The following is a 15,886-nucleotide window of genomic DNA, read 5'->3' on the forward strand; positions in this document are numbered from 1 at the left end:
CCCGCATCATGCGTGGACCGGGCGGACCGGCGAGCGGGGGTCGGGGTGCGCGACGGGTGCGAACCGGTTGCCACGTACAGCCAGCCACAGCAGCCACGCCCGCGGACCGGTTTGCTAGCGTGCGGCCATGAAAGGACTCGCCACAGCGGCCGTCGTCGGTGCCGTGGCCGGCGCCGCGATCGCCGGTCGCCGGGGAGCCCGGGCGGCCGCGACCGGCGGTCTGGTCGGCGCGGCCGCCCTCGCCGCGACCGAGGCGGTCGCGCGGGCCCGGCAACGGCCGGGGGAGATACCCGCGTGGTGGTCGCGGGTGGCGATGAGCGGCGCGCTCGCGGCGCCGGCCGGCTGGCTCGGTGGGCGGCTCACCCACGCCGGTCCGGTCGGGGTGGGCCTGGCCGCGGGCGCGGTCGCCGGCGCGCTCGGGTTGCGGCCGCAGAAGGTCGCGCTCGGTCCCGTCGTGGGTGCCGCGGTGGGGACCGCGTGGCGCCTCGCCGGCGGCCGGGACGCGCCACCGGCAGCGGTGGCGACGAGCGCCGTGGTCGGTTTCCGGGCCCTGTCGGCGGTGCTGTTCCGCGACCCGCAGGTGGCGCTGCTGGCCGAGCGCGTGCCGGCGGAGGACCTGCCGTTCGTGGTCCCGCTGGAGGCCCGGACCCGGTACGTTGGCACCGACTACGTGCGCGGGCTCGCCGGGGTGCTCGGCGGTACCTACCGGGCCGACGCCGACGACGTGGGGATCGTCGCGTCCCTCGACGACCTCGCCGGTCCGCAGTTCGACCCCGCCGGCGTCGACCCGCTGGTGCGCGAGTTCTACGAGCACACCACCCGCTTCCGGCTCGACATCGTGCCCGAGTGGCGGCTGTGGGTGCGGCCGGGCTACCTGGTCTACCGGACGCTCGTGGCGCGCCCGCTGGGACAGGCCAACGTGCCGATGAACCAACGCGAGACGCTGCGGGGTGTGCGCAGCCGCATCGACACCATCACGCCCCACGGCACCGACCTCGTCGCCGTGCGCGGATGGATCCGGTCGTTCGCCGACACCGACGAGCCGATCTACGTCGGCGTCTACACGACGTACCGGCACGAGGGCCGCGGCTACGTCAGCGTCGGATTTCCGGTGCCACAGGCCAGCTTCACCGCCACGCTGCTGCCGGTGCCGCGCCCGGGCGGCGGGCTCGTGCTCACCAGCCGGAGCCCGCTCGCGCACCCCGGTCACTACCTCAGCTACATCGACCCGGAGACCCGCGACCTCACGACGCTGGCCGTGCACGGCTTCGCGGAACAGCTCGACGTGTACGTCGACGGCGGCGAACTGCGTGCCGAGCACGCGTTCTCCCTCTACGGTCTGCCGTTTCTCGTGCTGCGGTACAGGATGCACCGGAAGTGATCAGAGCCGTCGTCGTCGACGTCGACGACACGCTGTGCCTCACCGAGGCGGCCTCGTTCGACCTCGAGAACGACGTCCTCGAGCGGATGGGCCGGCCGCCGATGTCGCGCGCGGTACACCTGTCGACGTGGGGCGAGGTGCTGCTCGACGCGATGCCGCACCGGTCGCCGGGTGTGGACCTCGACCGGTTCGCGGCCCTGTTCCCGGACGTGCACCGCGAGTACCTGGCCGCCGGTCGCCTCGACGTGATCCCGCCGGAGAACCTGGCGGCCCTCGACCAATTGGTCGAGCAGGGCCGGACCGTCCTGCTGCTGACCTCGCGCACCGAGACCGAGGTCGCGCACATGCTCGCGCCCGACCACGTGCTCGCCACGCGGGTGAGCGCCGCCTACCACCAGGGCAACACCCGGTACCGCAAGCCGGATCCGCGCGTCTTCGACGAACTGCTCGCCGAGACCGGGCTCGCGGCGGCCGACTGTGTCTACGTGGGCGACTCACCCGGCGACGCGCTCGCGGCCGGCGGTGCGGGGATCCGGTTCATCGCCTGCCTGCAGAGCGGCGTGCGCCGCCTCGACGAGTTCGACCCGCGCTACGTCACCGGGTCTGTCGAGACGTTTCCGGAAGTCGTCGCCGCCGTTGCCGGGCTCGAAGCGAGACCAGGGCCACCAGCAGAACGTGGAGCAGCACCACCGTCAGCACCGTCGCCACGCGCGGGTTGACCCGGCCGACGGACGCTTCCCACACCGCGTTGCTGCCCGAGATCAGCGGATCCGGCGCGCGCCAGGTCTCGCCCTGCCACGAGACCCGTTCCCGCCACGCGTGCGCGGCCGCGAACAGGCCGGCGACCGCCAGCACGCCACCGGCGGCGAGGCGCACGGCGCGGGCCGCCGGCGCGGACCGTGCCGCCGCCCACCTGACCGTCAACCCGAGCAGCCCCGCGGTCGTGAGCGTCAGCGTCAACCCCACCCAGAACGCGACCGCGTGCAGGACACCCACGACCGGTAGCCCGAGGTCGTACGAGAAGACGTTGTGCGCCAACAGGTTCACGGGTGTGTACTCGGCCGTGGCCCAGGGCGGGTTCCAGCCGTCGACCTCTTCGCAGGTGAAGGTCCGGTCGTACAGGTACGACTGGGCGAACACCCCGAGCAGCGCGCCGCCCGCCGCCCACACCGACACCGAGCGCGGCGTGTCGCCCGGTTGCAGCGGGTCGACCTGCCGCCGCTGCGCCAGCAGCCACAGGCCCGCGGCCGCGAGGAGCGGGCCGACAGCCACCACCCACCACAGCTGCCCACCGGCCGACCCGGCCAGGGCGCGGGCGTCCACCTGGTAGAACAGGGTGACGATGCCCGGGTCGAAGACCCCCGAGCCGCATTTTCCGTACACCTCCCGCCCGCCGTACCCGATCGCGAAGATGAGCAGCATCAGGGTCGCGGTCGTCGCGGCGACCGCGGCGCGGCGCAGCAGCCGCCCCAGCGAGCGGTCGGCGCCGGTCGACGCGCCGCCGCCGATAAGGAGCAGCAGGCCGAGCAGGGGCAGGACGGCGGTCGGGCCCACGAGCGCGCGGACACCGGAGTAGGTGTTCACGGCGATGCGGTCGACGTCGTACCGGATCGAGCTGCCCTCGAAGGTCCCGAGCCCGGCCGCGAGCAGGAAGCCCATCACGCCGAGCCACACGAGCCCGCCGACGAACCACAGTGGACGGAGGGCCGGGTGCCCGTCGCGTTCGGGCTTCGCGGTCCGGAGGTCCGCGAGCGGCGCGGGCGCCGCCGGACGCTCACGGCCGTCCGTGGGCGAAGGCGGGGTGACCGGCGGAGCGCTGACCGGCGGAGCGCTGACCGGCGGAGAAACGCCGGCCGGCGGGGCGAGCGCGTCCGTCAGGCAGCCGCGCGCCACGGCGAGCTCCGGCTGGTCGATCGCCACCGGAGCGACGCCGAGCGCGCGGTGCAGCAGGCTCGCGACGAGCGGCGTCCGGCTTCCCCCGCCGACGAGGAAGACACCGGCGAGCGCACCGGTGCCCACGCCGGCACCCAGCATCGTCGCGGTCGTCAGCGCCACCGTGCGGTCCAGCCAGGGCCGCGCCAGGTCCTCGAACTCCTCGCGGGTCAGGTGCAGCTCGCGCTCCACGACCGGCACCGCGATCGTCACCTGGCTGGCGCCGCTCAGCTGCTCGCGGGCGGCGCGCGCGTCGTCCCACAGCTGCCGGCGCCGCCGGCGGTCGGCGGCGTCGGCCGGGGCCGCGAGCCGGGACCACCCGTCCGGCGCGTCGGACACCTGGCGGCCCACCCACTCGACGATCGCGGCGTCGAGGTCGACGCCGCCGACGTCGTCGAGACCGGCGGACGCCACGACCTCCCAGCCGCCCGCCGGCGGGCGCCGCACCACGCTGATGTCGAACGTGCCACCGCCGAGGTCGTAGACCACCAGCGACGAGCCGTCGGGCACGCTCCTGCCGAGAACGGCGGCGTAGTACCCGGCGGCGGCGACGGGCTCGGCGACCATCGTCACCGGCCCGAGGCCGGCCGCGGCGGCCGCGTCGCGAAGGATCTGCCTGCGGTGCGTGCCCCAGCCGGCCGGATGGGCCAGCACCACCCCGTCGGTCGCGCCGCCGGTCACCCGCCGGGCCTCCGCGGCGATCATCCGGAACAGCGCCGCGACCGCGTCGACGACGGGCACCTCCACGTCGCCGAGCAGCAGCTGACCCTCGTCGATGCGACGCTTCGGGTTGGGCTCGTAGCGGGCCGGGTCGAGGCGGGCGCCGTAGTCGGCGTCGTGCCCGGCCACCAGCCGGCCCTCGCTGGCGAAGACCGCCGACGGCACCAGCGGCGAGGACCGGAACAGCAGCGACTCCACCCGGCCGTCGGCCAGTTCGACCACCGCCACGGTGTGCGAGGTGCCGAAGTCGACCGCGAGCCGGGTCACGACCGGGGCTCTGATGCGGGGGTGCGGATGACCATGGCGCCCCATGATGCCGTACAGACGCCATGCCGCCGGATCCGGGAACCGGATCGCTCGCCGAGCGGACCGGCCGCACCCGTGCCATCATTCGATCACCGCCTTGACGGTCTTCGATTCACGGGGAGAATCTGTTGCCAATCAAGCTGATCCGCGCGCTCACCGCCGCCCTGGTCGGTGTCGCTGTCGGTGTGGCCGCCGGTGTCGTGAGTGTCGTGGCCGTCGCCGCGTCACCGGCATCCGCCGCCTGGACCGCGGTCCGCACCCTGTCCCCACCGAACTGGTCCGGGCAGGACCAACCCACCGTCGCCGTCGACCGGCAGGGCGACGCGTTGCTCGTCTGGGCCGGATGCGACGGGAGCGCCGGCTACTGCACCGACCGGGTGCAGGTGCAGCGCCGGACCCGGGCCGGTGCGCTCGGACCGGTCCGGCTCGTCACGCCGGCGGGGATGTCGGCGACGTGGCCGAAGGTCGCCGTCGACGACGACGGTGACGGCGCGCTGGTGTGGGTGCACGACTCCGTCATCTCCGCGGCGCGGGTGTCGGCCGCCGGCGTGCCGGGCCCCGTCCAGCCGGTCACCACGTGGAGCTCCACCAGCCCGTCGATCGCGGTCGACCGGTCCGGGTCCGCGCTCATCACCTGGACCGAGAGCGTGCGCTCGGTCGACGTCGCCAAGGCGCGCCGCTTCGGCGTCGACGGCACGCTCGGCCCCGAACTGACGCTCGGCCCCGGCGGCGCCGGCGGTCCGGTCGCGGCGTTCGCCGATGACGGCACCGCGCTCGTCGTCTGGACCGAGGGCTACGAGCGGATCCTCTCGGTGCGGATCGCACCCGACGGCACCGTCTCCGCGCCCACGGAGGTCGCCGCACCGGCGACCGAGGTCCGCTACGGCCAGCCCGACCTGGCCGTCGAGGGCGACGGCGACGCCGTGCTGTCGTACAGCGTCGCGCCGTACGAGGGCTACGCGCGCCGCGTGGTGCAGCGCTACCACCGGAACGGCACGCTGGAACCGGCCGTCGTCGCGACACCGGAGACGCACTGGCTGTCGTACTACTCGTCGATCGTCGTCGATCGCAACGGGACCGCGACGCTCGTGTGGGGCCGCTGGAACTGGGAGACCGACAACTCCCGCGAGGTGTACCTGCGGCGCTTCCCCGCCACCGGAACGCCCGGCCCGGTCACGGTGCTCGGGCGCGGCGACTGGCCGTCGGTGACGCTCGACGACTCCGGCGCCGGCTTCGTCGCCTGGCAGTATCCGGGCCCGATGGTGCAGGAGTCACAGGTACACGGCGTGAGCCTGGCCGCGAACGGCACGCCCGGCGCGGTGCAGACGGTCGCGCCCGACGGCCGGTCGGTCACCGCCGCCGCGAGCCCGACGGGAGCGGTCACCGTGATCTGGCAGAAGGGCACGCACCCGTCGGCGATCCAGGCCCGTTTCACCAGATAGGGGCTGTGATGGGACCGGGGGCAAAGCGTCCGTCGCCCCCGGTCCTTCTTGTACCTTGGGGCGATGAGCGCAACGGTGGCCGTCGACGGCCAGACGGTCGCGTACCGGGAGAGTGCCGGTTCCGGCCGCCCGGTCGTGTTCGTGCACGGGAACTCGTCGTCGTCGAAGACGTGGCTGCCGTTGCTCGGCGGCGACCTCGGACGGAAGTACCGGTGCGTGGCCGTCGACCTGCCGGGGCACGGCGACTCGCCGCCGGCCACCGATCCCGACGTGTACTCGATGCCCGGGTACGGCTCGCTCGTCGCCGGTCTCGCCACGGCGCTCGGGCTCGAACGGGCGGTGTACGTGGGCTGGAGTCTCGGCGGTCACATCGCCATCGAGGCGGCACCGGGGCTTCCGGAGCCGGCGGGTATCGCGGTGTTCGGCACGCCACCGGTCAGCGACCCGGCCGGCCTCGCCACCGCGTTCCTCCCGAACCCGGCGGTCGCTGTCGGGTTCACCCCCGACGTCGCCGCGGAGCAGGCCCGCGAGTACGCCGCGAGCTTCCTCGCACCCGGGTCCGCGCTGCCGCTCGACGCGTTCGAGGCCGACATCCTCGCCACCGACGGCGCCGCGCGGGGCGGCCTCGGCGCGAGCATCGCCGCGGGCCGGTTCGCCGACGAGGTCGCGATCGTGTCGGCGCTGACCGTTCCGGTGGCCGTGCTGCACGGTGCCGGGGAGCAGTTGGTCAGCCTGGACTACCTGCGGCAGCTGGACATTCCGACGCTCTGGCGCGGCGAGGTGCAGATCGTCGAGGGCGCCGGTCACGCGCCGCACCTCGAACAGACCGCCGCGTTCGCCACCCTGCTCGACGCGTTCATCGACGACTGTGGCTGAGGTCTAGGCTGTGCGGCTATGTCCACGCCACCCCCTGACGTCGACGGCGCGGTGCGCCTGACCTACGCGCTGACCGTCGACGACCTCACCGACGGGCTCCTCGCGCAGAGCGCCGCGCACCGGCCGCGGTTCCTGCGCAGCCCGCTGTTCCTGACGGCGGTCGCCGCGCTCGCGCTCGCGATCCTGCTGGGCGACGCGTTGGTGTTCCACGTCGCCGGCCTGAACGTCGTGGCGGTGCTCATCGGGTGGGTGGTCGCGATCGCCGGCCTCGTGTTCGTCGTGCACCGGGTCTCCGACGCCACGCTGCGCCGCCTACCGGTCGGCGCCCGCGTGATCTTCGGGCTGACGGCGCGGATCCTGATGCGCGGCACCCCGACGCTGGCCGAGCGGACGCGGACGGTCGTCGACGGCACCGGCCTGCACGTCACCGCCGAGACCGCCGGGTGGACGGCGGCGTGGGCCCAGTACCCGGTCCACCGGGAGACGGACGGGTCGTTCGCGTTGTTCGCGTCGGACCGGACCGGTGCCCAGATCGTCGTCCTGCCCAAGCGCGGTCTCGCGGAACCCGACGCCGAGCGGCTGCGGGCGCTCCTCGCCACCCACTCGCGCCGGCTGGCCTGATGGACGCCCGCGCCTCCTTCGAGGCGACCGGCATCACGCGGGTCTCAGCCGAGGTCGATCGCGCCCACGACCTGGCCGTCGAGCTCCTCGCCGGTGGGCCGGAAGCCCAGCTTCAGGTAGAAGTCCTCGGGACCGCCCTCACCCGGTACCCACAGCACCGTCGCGCGGCTGTTGCCCCGGCGCCGCGCCTCGGCGAGCACACCGTCGACGGCGAACCGGCCGTACCCCCGGCCCTGCCGGTCGGCGGCGATGTTCAGCCGCCAGACGCCGCACCGGAACATCGGGACCGGGCTGTCGGGGTCGAACGCACCCATCACGAACCCGACCACCTCGTCGCCGTCGTAGACCAGCCGCGGCCACGCCACGTTCGGGCGGGCGTACGCCTCGGCGAGCGAGAACGCCACGGGCGCCACGAACTGCTCCTGCTCCGGCGCGACCGCGATCCGGCAGGCGGCACGGACGTTGTCGGGACCGATTTCGACCAATCTCATCCGGCTCATCTGGTTCATCCGGCGACCGTACCGGCCGCGTGCGACACGACCGGCGGGATCTCCACGGTCAGCACGCCCTCGCGCCAGTCGGGAAGGCGCTCGGCGACCTCGCCGTCGGGCGTCACCAGGGCGGCGAGGCCGGGGAAGTCCTCGTCCTCGGTGGAGCCGGCCTGGCCGGCCAGCGCGACCCACAGCCCCAACCGCCGGGCGTGGCGGCGCGCGTCTCCCAGCGCGCAGCCCTCCCACCAGGAATGGCCGGCCCGCCAGGACCCCTCGTCGGTGCGGCGTCCGTAAAGGCCGGGCGCAGCCGGAAAGAGGACCAGCCCGGCGCCGCCCGCGTGGGCCGCGTCGAACGGGCCGTCGTGGCCGCCCTCGGCGCAGATCGCGATGCCGAACCGGACGCCCGCGTGCGCGAAGGTGCGCGACGCACTGGCGGCCGAGAACGGCTCCTCACCCGGTCCCAGATGCCTTTTACGCTGAACGCCCACGACGCGGCCGCCGGCCGCGACGACCTGCGTGATGTACGGATCGCCACCCGGAGACCGCTCCGCGACGCCGAAGCACACCGCGACCCCGGTGCCGCCCGTGGCCTCCGCGAGCGTGGCGATCGCCGGATGGTCGAGCCCGACGAGCCGGTCGGGCCGCGACGCGGGATCGACGGACCCGGTGAGCGACATCTCCGGGAACAGGACCAGATCGCAGCCGGCCGAGCGCACCAACCGCAGGTGGGTCGCCAGGTTCCCGTCGACATCGCCCTTCCCGCAGCGGATCGCCGCCAGCATGGCACGCATGCCGCCATCGTGCCCGACCCGCGCCGACCTGCACAGCCGTCATTCCGCCTCCAGCGCCGCGTACAGCGACCGCGCCCGCTCGTGATGGTGGCTCGCCTGCTCCCGCGCACCCAGCGCGTGGTGGGCGTCCCCGAGTCCGCCGGCGGCGCGGGCCCGCTGGTGGACGTCGCCGATGGCGGTCGACACCGCGAGGGCCGCCGTGTGGTGGGCCAGCGCCTCCCCGGCGCGGCCGAGGGCCAGGGCCGCCTCGCCGAGACCGTTGAGGGCGCAGGCCTCGCCGTGCCGCTCGCCGGTTTCGCTGTGCATGTCCAGGGCCCGGCGGTGGTGGTCCAGCGCCTCTTCCGCACGGCCGAGGGCGGCCGCCAGCGTGCCGACGTTGCCCAGCGCCCACGCCTCGCCGTCGCGGTTGCCGGTGCGGCGGTAGAGGACCAGCGCCTGTCGCAGGTGGACCACCGCCGCCGACAGGTGGCCGAGCCGGGTCTCGGCGTCACCGAGGTTGCTCAGGGCCGCCGCCTGACCCGCCGCGTCGCCCGCGCGCCGGAACAGGGCCAGGGCCCGGGAGTGGTGGGCGCAGGCCGCCGCGTAGCGTCCGCTCCGCTCGTCGACGATGCCCAGCTTGGTCAGCGCGTGCGCCGCTCCGGAGACGTCGCCGTCGCGCTGGTAGAGGGCCAGCGCGCGGGAATGGTGCTCCCGCGCGGACCGGTAGCGGCCGAGACGCTGCTCGGCGTCGCCGAGGTTGGCCAGCGCGCGGGCCGTACCCGGGTCGTCGCCCGCGGCGGACAACAGGTCCAGCGCCCGGCGCAGGAGGTCGACGGCCCGGGCACCCTGTCCCAGGCGGAGGTGGGTGGCACCGAGCTGGGTCAGCGCCTGGGCCTGGCCCGTCAGGTCGTCCATGCGCCGCGCCGCGTGCAGGGCGTGGCGGTGGATGTCCATCGCGTCGCCGTGATGGCCGCCGAGCAGGTACCGGAAGAGCACGGCCGACAGGCGCACGGCGTGGCCGGGCCAGCCGTGCTCGGCGGCGTACGCGGTGACGGCCGCCAGCGCCGGCCGTTCGCCGTCGAGCCAGCCGGTGTCCGTCGACGCGACCGCGGCGGTCGCCGTCTCCAGGTAGTGGTCGAACAGGCGGGACAGCGCCGCGCGCCGCTCGGTCGGTGAGTCCTCGTCGACGGTGCGGCCGGCCGCGAAGACGCGGACCAGGTCGTGGAACGCGTACCGGTCCGGGCCGGCGGGCTGGAGCAGATGGTGGTCGCACAGGTCGGCGAGCACCGCGCGGCTCGTCGGCGGGTCGGTCGCGGTGAGGGCGGCGACCGCGTGGGCGTCGAGGTCGCGACCCGGATGCAGCGCGGCCAGTCGCAGCACCCGCCGCCGGTCGGGTGGCAGGTGCCGGTAGGACAGGGCCAGCGCGAGCTCGACGCCGGTGTCGAGCCGGCGGTGTTCGTCGAGCCGGTCGGCGTGGTCGGCGAGCGTCCAGCCGGTGGTGGCCCGGATGTGCCCGGCCACCACGCCGAGCGCGAGGGGCAGGTGGCCGCAGCGGTCCGCGATCCGGGCGAGGGCGTCGGGGTCGTCGTCGATGGCGGCGTGGCGCGCGACGCCGGTCAGGAACTCGCGCGCCTCGGCCGGGTCGAACACGTCGACCGAGACGTGGTCGGCGGCCAGCTCCGGCAGGGCGCGCCGGCTGGTGACCAGCGTGCGGCACCCCGGCGCGGCGGCCAGCAACGGACGCGCCTGCCCGGCACCGGCGGCGTTGTCGAGCACGACGAGCGTCGGCGCCTCGGCGAGCCGGCGGCGGTAGAGGGCCGTGCGGTCGGCGAGCGCGGGCGGGATCCGGTGCCCGGGCACGCCCAGCGCCCGGAGGAAACCGTCGAGCACCGCCGCCGGGTCGGCCGGCGGTGTCGCCGGGTCGGAGTGGTAGCCGCGCAGGTCGACGAACAACGACCGGGTGACCGCACCCCGCCGCGCGAGCAGGTGCCCGACCCGCACGGCGAGCCGGGTCTTGCCCACCCCGGCCATGCCCGACACCACCACGACACCGGACCCGGACCGCAGCACGCCGTCGAGTTCGGCCGCGCGTCCGGTGAAGACGTCGAGGTCTGGCGGCAGCGCGGTCTGCACCCGCACCAGCGCGGCCGCCGCCAGCTCCCCGCTGACCACCTGGACCGCGCCGCGCCACCGGTCGACGTACCCGCTGTCGGGGTGCAGCGCCGCCACGACGGCAGTGACGAGGTCGAGGTTGAGCCGGCGCCGCCCGGCCCGGAAACAGTCGGCGACCGTGCTCTTCCCGGCGAGCTCACCCGGCGGCCGGCCCCGCGCCGCCCAGGCCGCGTTGACCCGGTCCTTGATCTGCTCGAAGGACGGGTTGCCCGCCCACGCCTTGAGCTGCCGCAAGGCGGCGGCCAGCTCGTCGAGCGTGCCCGCGCGCGTCGGGTCGGGGGGATCGAGTGACATCTCTCGCTTCCGGCTTCCGGGTCCGACCACCGTATCCGTGCGGTCGGACCCGCGATCGTCCGGAGTCAGTAGCTGGTGCCCATGGCCGTCCGGACCTCGTCGAGGGTGGCGTCGCCGATCGTGTTCGCGGTGCGGTTGCCGGCGCGCAGGACCGACAGCACGTGGCCCGGGTCGGCGGCGAGCTCGGCGCGTCGTCGGCGGTGGTCGGCCAGGAACCCGTTGACCGCCTCGGTCGTGACCTGCTTGAGCCGTCCCGCTCCCGCGTCGCCGATCTCCTCCGCCAGCGCGTGCGGCGTCGACCCCGAGCACAGCGCCGCGGTGGTCAGCAGCGCCGACACCCCGGGCCGGCGCTCCGGGTCGAACGTGATGTGCCGGTCGGTGTCGGTGCGGGCCTTCCGGATGACGGCGGCCGTCTCGTCGGCGGTCATGCCCAGCGTGATCGTGTTGCCGTAGCTCTTGGACATCTTGCGGCCGTCGAGGCCGGGCAGTTCGGGGACCGACGTGAACAGCACCTCCGGCACCGGGAACACCGGCCCGTACCGTTCGTTGAACCGCCGCGCGATGACGCGGGTCTGCTCGACGTGCGGGGCGTTGTCCTTGCCGACCGGCACCAGGTTCCCCTTGCAGAACAGGATGTCGGCGGCCTGGTGGACCGGATACGTCAGCAGCAGCCCCGACAATGCCCGCCCGGACGCGGCCAGCTCGGCCTTGACCGTCGGGTTGCGGTGCAGTTCGGCCTCGGTGACCAGGCTCAGGAACGGCAGCATGAGCTGGTTGAGCGCCGGCACGGCGGAGTGCGTGAAGATGGTGGTGCGGGCCGGGTCGACGCCGGCGGCGAGGTAGTCGAGCACCGCGTCGAGCACGAACCGCCGCACGTCACCGATCGAGTCGCGGTCGGTGATCACCTGGTAGTCGGCGACGATGACGAACGTCTGCACGCCGGCGTTCTGCAGACGGACGCGTTCCAGCACCGAGCCGAAGAGATGGCCCAGGTGCAGGGGACCGGTGGGGCGGTCACCGGTGAGCACCCGGTACCTCCCGGGATGGGCGGCGAGCTGGTCGGCCACGGAGGCGGAGCGCTCCAGGAGCGCGGTGAAGGTGTCGGACATGGCGTACTCCCTGCGGATCGGTAGGGAGGGCCGCACGGCTGCCGGGCCTGCTCGGAAAGGAAGGGGCTGCCATGCAGCCCCGGAACATGCGTCGCGAACGGCTGCTAGTGCAGCCGCCACCAGAGAAGGCTCGTCGAACGCATACCGACACTGTACCGCGCCGGGGTGCCACGCCCCCGGCGCCGGCCCGGGTCAGGCGACGGTCATCGCGAAGCTGTTGTCAACCGCTCGGTCAACCGGTCGGTCGGCCAGGCTCGGGAGCGCGGTGGTGGCGTGCCGGTCAGACGCGTCGCATCACGGTGCGGGCGAGGTCGATCACGGCCTCCCGCACGGTCGTCACGTCGCCGGGGGTGCGGCCGTAGGAGATGCTCACGTGCGTGCCGCCGCGCCGCGACAGGATCGTGACGACCACGCCCTTGTCGGCACCGCTGACCACCGTGCCGCACGCGAAGTCGCCGACCCCGCCGAGGTGGTCGGGCGGCATCCAGGTCGCGTCGCCCCGGTCGCGCTCCAGGTTCCTGCACTCCTCGTCGGTGCCCGGTGACGGGTCGTCGATCGTGATGCGCAGGAAGTCACCGACCGGCGCCTCGGCGGTGCCGGAGGCCAGCCGCACGCACGCGTCGCTCTCGCCCTCGCCCGGCGGGTCGGGCTCGAAGGTCGGGACGACCTTCCGCAGCGTGTCGGTGCCGATGCGCTCGCACAGCGGCGCTGTCGACCCGGGCGTGGCGGACGGGTCCGCGTCGCCCCCCGAGCACCCGCCGGCGGCGAGCAGCACCGCGATCGACCCGATCGCCATCGATCGACGCACCATGGGTCGGAATCCTATCGGCCCGCACCATCGAGGACGGCGGCGTACCGGGTGACCGAGCCGGCCGGTACGCCGAGGGCGATGTGGTCGAGCCCGATCCGCCGGCCCGATCGTTGGCGCGTCCAACGCTGGCTAGGATCGGGACCCGTGGACACCGCACCGGACCGGCTCGCGGGCAAGGCGAGCTGGCTCATCACCCAGCTCGGCGTGCACGCCCGCCGCCTCGTCACCGACGCCTTCCACGCCACCGGCGCGCGCGGCTACCACTACCGGGTGCTGGCGACGCTGCGCGAGTTCGGCGGGGTGAGCCAGGTCGAACTCGGCAGGCGGTGCCGCATGGACCGCAGCGACGTCGTCGCCGCCGTCACCGAGCTGGTCGCGGAGGGCCTGGTCGAGCGCGGCACCGACCCGGCCGACCGGCGCCGCAACACGGTCACGATCACCCGCGCGGGCACCCGCCAGCTCCAGCGGCTCGACCGCGCCCTCGACGCGGTGCAGGACGAGCTGCTCGCGCCCCTGTCGCCCGACGAGCGGACGGTCCTGCGCGACCTGCTCGCCCGGGTCCTCGCCCACCACGCCCGGTCGGAATAATCGCCGGCCGGCGGACGTTGGCGACCGTCGTGCAGATCGAGGTGTGGTCCGACATCGTGTGTCCCTGGTGTTACATCGGGAAGCGGCGGTTGGAGACGGCGCTCAGCCGGTTCCCGCACGCCGACAAGGTGGAGGTCGTCTGGCGGTCGTTCCAGCTCGACCCCAGCATTCCGGAGGGTCACACCGAACGCACGCTACCGTCGGTGGCCGCCAAGTACGGCATCAGTGAGGACCAGATGCGGGCGCAGATGCGTCGGGTCGAGGACCTCGCCGCCGCCGAGGGGCTCGACTACGACCTCGCCAACGGGGTCAGCGGCAACACGCTGCTCGCCCATCAGCTCATCCATCTCGCCGCCGGGCACGGGCTCGGCGCGCAGATGAAGGAGCGGCTGCTGCACGCGAACTTCGAGGAGCGCCGCCCGGTGTTCGACGTCGAGTCGCTGGTGCCGCTGGGCGTCGACGTCGGGCTGGACGGGGACGAAGTGCGGGAAGCCCTGTCCGACAGGCGTTTCCTGCCCGCGGTGCGGCACGACATCGCCACCGCCCGGGCGCTCGGCGGCAACGGCGTGCCGTTCTTCGTCGTCGACCGCGCCTACGGCGCGTCCGGTGCCCAGCCGCCGGAGGTGCTGCTGCAGTTGCTGGAGCGGGCGTGGGCCGACAGCCACCCGCTCACCACCGTGCCGGCCGCCGACGCCTGCGACGATGGAAGCTGCGCGATCTGACGTAAATCGGTGGCCCACCGGGCGGGCACGGGTGATGCTCACCGCGATGGGTCTGTTGGACGCGATGGCGCGGCGGGTCGCCGCGGGGGAGACGGTCGAGTTCCGCCCGACCGGTTCGTCGATGGTGCCGCTGATCCGCAGCCGGCAACCGGTCACCGTCGCACCCGTGGAGCCGGCGCTCGTCGAACCCGGTGACATCGTGCTGGCCCGGGTCGCCGGCGCCGTCCACCTCCATCTCGTCACCGCCGTCGACCACGGCCGTGGCCGCGTGCAGATCGGCAACAACCGCGGCCGGGTCAACGGATGGACGAGCCACGGCCGCGTCTTCGGCATCTGCACCGCGGTCGAGGGCGCGCCGCGTCCGCGGCTCGACGGCAAGCTGCGCCCGCGGCTCGACGGCGAGTCACGTCCGATTGACATGGAATAGCGTTCCAGATAGCTTCGGCCTGCATCGGACCTGATCATCTTCGATGGGAGTGATCCCGTGCGCCGTCTCATGCTGGCGTTACTCGTCACGGTCACCACACTCGTCGCGGCACCGGCCGCCGCCACGGCACAACCGTCCGCCACCGCGCAACCGGTCGCCACCGGTGCCGGAACGCCGACCGACCCGGTCGTCGTCGCCACCGCCGGGTCCGGCAAGCGCGCGTTCTTCGGCGACATCATCAAGCTCCACAATGGACGGTTGCTCGCCGCGTACCGCGAGTCCGTCGCGCACATCGACCAGGACGGGCGCATCATGGTCGTGGAGAGCCGCGACCAGGGCCGCACCTGGAGCAACCCGCGGCTGGCCATCGACACCGCGATCGACGACCGCGACCCGAAGCTCGCGCAGACCCGCGACGGCACCGTGCTGCTGAGCTTCTTCCGCACCGACTGGACCGGGTACCCACCCGGCCCGGTGACGCTCGTCGGGACGTTCGTCGCCCGGTCCACCGACGGCGGTCGGTCGTGGAGCGAACCGGTCGAGGTGGGCACGGCGATGGAGGGCCCGTCGACGGTCGTCGTCGGCGCGTACTACGCCGGGCACGCGGCCACGCACGGTCCCATCGTCGAACTTCCGAACGGGGAACTGCTCGTGCCCCTGTACGGCCGGCTGCCCGAGGGCGGCACCGCGCCGGCGACGGTCGTGCGGTCACGTGACGGCGGGCGCACGTGGCCGAAGGAGACCGAGTCGACGATCGGCCGGGCGGCCGACCTCGACTTCCAGGAACCCAACATCAGCGTGCTGAGGAACGGCTCGCTGCTGGCGATCCTGCGGACGTCCATCAACGTCGCCTACGTGTCCTGGTCGCACGACCGCGGACGCACGTGGACGACGCCGGTGTCGACCGGGCTGCCCGCCTCGTCGCACCACCAACTGGTGCTGCACAACGGCGACGTGCTGCTGACCTACGGCGACCTCTCCGGCCGGTTCGGCCCCGGGCGTCCGACGGCGGGCCGCATCCTCGAGCGCCCCGAACGCACAATCGACGCGCGCAGGGATGTCCTCATCTACGACGCGGTGATCCACGGGCCGGCGACCACCGACCAGGCGAACCCGTCGAGCGTGGAACTGCGGCCCGGCCGCTACTTCACGATCACGTCCGACCCGCACATCGCCGCGATCGTCGGCGTCTACACCAAGAAGCGCGACTACCGCTAGGTTTCC

The 15,886-nt window shown here is 74.0% G+C and carries 14 protein-coding genes and 1 pseudogene; 9 read left to right on the forward strand and 6 right to left on the reverse strand.

The features are described 5' to 3' along the window. Positions 1 to 127: 127 nt before the first annotated feature. Positions 128 to 1,381 (forward strand): hypothetical protein, encoded by a 1,254-nt coding sequence (locus Voc01_RS54060; RefSeq protein WP_203927960.1) that lies wholly within the window; start codon positions 128 to 130, stop codon positions 1,379 to 1,381. After that, complete coding sequence (locus Voc01_RS14680) at positions 1,378 to 2,100, forward strand: HAD family hydrolase (RefSeq protein WP_203927961.1); 723 nt, start codon at positions 1,378 to 1,380, stop codon at positions 2,098 to 2,100. The genes Voc01_RS54060 and Voc01_RS14680 overlap by 4 nt, the downstream gene beginning before the upstream one ends. A gap of 1,168 nt (positions 2,101 to 3,268) precedes the next feature. Here Voc01_RS14680 and Voc01_RS53050 read toward each other — a convergent pair. Then, positions 3,269 to 4,345, reverse strand: a pseudogene (locus Voc01_RS53050) (Hsp70 family protein); the annotation flags it as partial. 122 nt (positions 4,346 to 4,467) lie between these two features. Between Voc01_RS53050 and Voc01_RS14685 the strand changes: the two are divergent. The 3 genes from Voc01_RS14685 (at position 4,468) to Voc01_RS14695 (ending at position 7,278) form a co-directional block, all read left to right on the forward strand. Beyond that, positions 4,468 to 5,781 (forward strand): hypothetical protein, encoded by a 1,314-nt coding sequence (locus tag Voc01_RS14685; RefSeq protein WP_203927962.1) that lies wholly within the window; start codon positions 4,468 to 4,470, stop codon positions 5,779 to 5,781. 63 nt (positions 5,782 to 5,844) lie between these two features. Then, entirely contained in the window at positions 5,845 to 6,657 is an 813-nt protein-coding gene (locus tag Voc01_RS14690) for an alpha/beta fold hydrolase (RefSeq protein ID WP_203927963.1), read from the forward strand. Positions 6,658 to 6,675: 18 nt separating this feature from the next. After that, positions 6,676 to 7,278 carry a hypothetical protein gene (locus tag Voc01_RS14695; RefSeq protein WP_203927964.1) on the forward strand — a complete coding sequence of 201 codons (603 nt, stop codon included), beginning with the start codon at positions 6,676 to 6,678 and terminating at the stop codon, positions 7,276 to 7,278. A 44-nt stretch (positions 7,279 to 7,322) separates the two neighbouring features. Here the strand turns inward: Voc01_RS14695 and Voc01_RS14700 are convergent, their stop codons facing one another. The 5 genes from Voc01_RS14700 to Voc01_RS14720 form a co-directional block, all read right to left on the reverse strand. Then, entirely contained in the window at positions 7,323 to 7,769 is a 447-nt protein-coding gene (locus Voc01_RS14700) for a GNAT family N-acetyltransferase (protein WP_203927965.1), read from the reverse strand. A 14-nt stretch (positions 7,770 to 7,783) separates the two neighbouring features. Continuing rightward, the gene (locus tag Voc01_RS14705) at positions 7,784 to 8,560 is read right to left on the reverse strand and encodes a carbon-nitrogen hydrolase family protein (protein WP_203927966.1); all 777 of its coding nucleotides are present in this window, start codon (positions 8,558 to 8,560) and stop codon (positions 7,784 to 7,786) included. Positions 8,561 to 8,599: 39 nt separating this feature from the next. Next, positions 8,600 to 11,005, reverse strand: coding sequence for an ATP-binding protein (locus Voc01_RS14710; RefSeq protein WP_203927967.1), 2,406 nt, complete (start codon positions 11,003 to 11,005; stop codon positions 8,600 to 8,602). A 65-nt stretch (positions 11,006 to 11,070) separates the two neighbouring features. Continuing rightward, the gene (gene trpS, locus Voc01_RS14715; protein ID WP_203927968.1) at positions 11,071 to 12,114 is read right to left on the reverse strand and encodes a tryptophan--tRNA ligase; all 1,044 of its coding nucleotides are present in this window, start codon (positions 12,112 to 12,114) and stop codon (positions 11,071 to 11,073) included. A gap of 280 nt (positions 12,115 to 12,394) precedes the next feature. After that, a complete protein-coding gene (locus Voc01_RS14720) occupies positions 12,395 to 12,925 on the reverse strand; it encodes a hypothetical protein (protein WP_203927969.1) in 531 nt (176 codons plus the stop codon). A 144-nt stretch (positions 12,926 to 13,069) separates the two neighbouring features. Here Voc01_RS14720 and Voc01_RS14725 point away from each other — a divergent pair, with 144 nt between their 5' ends. From Voc01_RS14725 to Voc01_RS14740, 4 genes are read left to right on the forward strand one after another with little or no spacing between them, the layout of a single operon-like run. Further along, on the forward strand, positions 13,070 to 13,513 hold the full coding sequence (locus Voc01_RS14725) for a MarR family winged helix-turn-helix transcriptional regulator (RefSeq protein WP_239160195.1): 444 nt from the start codon (positions 13,070 to 13,072) through the stop codon (positions 13,511 to 13,513). Between the two features lie 41 nt (positions 13,514 to 13,554). Further along, the gene (locus Voc01_RS14730) at positions 13,555 to 14,235 is read left to right on the forward strand and encodes a DsbA family oxidoreductase (protein ID WP_275423719.1); all 681 of its coding nucleotides are present in this window, start codon (positions 13,555 to 13,557) and stop codon (positions 14,233 to 14,235) included. A gap of 46 nt (positions 14,236 to 14,281) precedes the next feature. Continuing rightward, positions 14,282 to 14,662, forward strand: a complete 381-nt coding sequence (locus Voc01_RS14735) for a hypothetical protein (RefSeq protein WP_203927972.1) — start codon at positions 14,282 to 14,284, stop codon at positions 14,660 to 14,662. Positions 14,663 to 14,719: 57 nt separating this feature from the next. Further along, on the forward strand, positions 14,720 to 15,880 hold the full coding sequence (locus tag Voc01_RS14740) for a sialidase family protein (RefSeq protein ID WP_203927973.1): 1,161 nt from the start codon (positions 14,720 to 14,722) through the stop codon (positions 15,878 to 15,880). Positions 15,881 to 15,886 lie beyond the last annotated feature (6 nt).

Source organism: Virgisporangium ochraceum (genome assembly GCF_016863655.1).
Taxonomy (GTDB): Bacteria; Actinomycetota; Actinomycetes; order Mycobacteriales; family Micromonosporaceae; genus Virgisporangium; species Virgisporangium ochraceum.

Bases quoted from the DNA above. Each gene is read 5' to 3' on its own strand.
- Voc01_RS54060 (WP_203927960.1), top strand. From the start codon at position 128: ATGAAAGGACTCGCCACAGCGGCCGTCGTCGGTGCCGTGGCCGGCGCC.
- Voc01_RS14690 (WP_203927963.1), top strand. From the start codon at position 5,845: ATGAGCGCAACGGTGGCCGTCGACGGCCAGACGGTCGCGTACCGGGAG.
- Voc01_RS14695 (WP_203927964.1), top strand. From the start codon at position 6,676: ATGTCCACGCCACCCCCTGACGTCGACGGCGCGGTGCGCCTGACCTAC.
- Voc01_RS14700 (WP_203927965.1), bottom strand. From the start codon at position 7,769: ATGAGATTGGTCGAAATCGGTCCCGACAACGTCCGTGCCGCCTGCCGG.
- Voc01_RS14705 (WP_203927966.1), bottom strand. From the start codon at position 8,560: ATGCGTGCCATGCTGGCGGCGATCCGCTGCGGGAAGGGCGATGTCGAC.
- Voc01_RS14710 (WP_203927967.1), bottom strand. From the start codon at position 11,005: ATGTCACTCGATCCCCCCGACCCGACGCGCGCGGGCACGCTCGACGAG.
- trpS (WP_203927968.1), bottom strand. From the start codon at position 12,114: ATGTCCGACACCTTCACCGCGCTCCTGGAGCGCTCCGCCTCCGTGGCC.
- Voc01_RS14720 (WP_203927969.1), bottom strand. From the start codon at position 12,925: ATGGTGCGTCGATCGATGGCGATCGGGTCGATCGCGGTGCTGCTCGCC.
- Voc01_RS14735 (WP_203927972.1), top strand. From the start codon at position 14,282: ATGGGTCTGTTGGACGCGATGGCGCGGCGGGTCGCCGCGGGGGAGACG.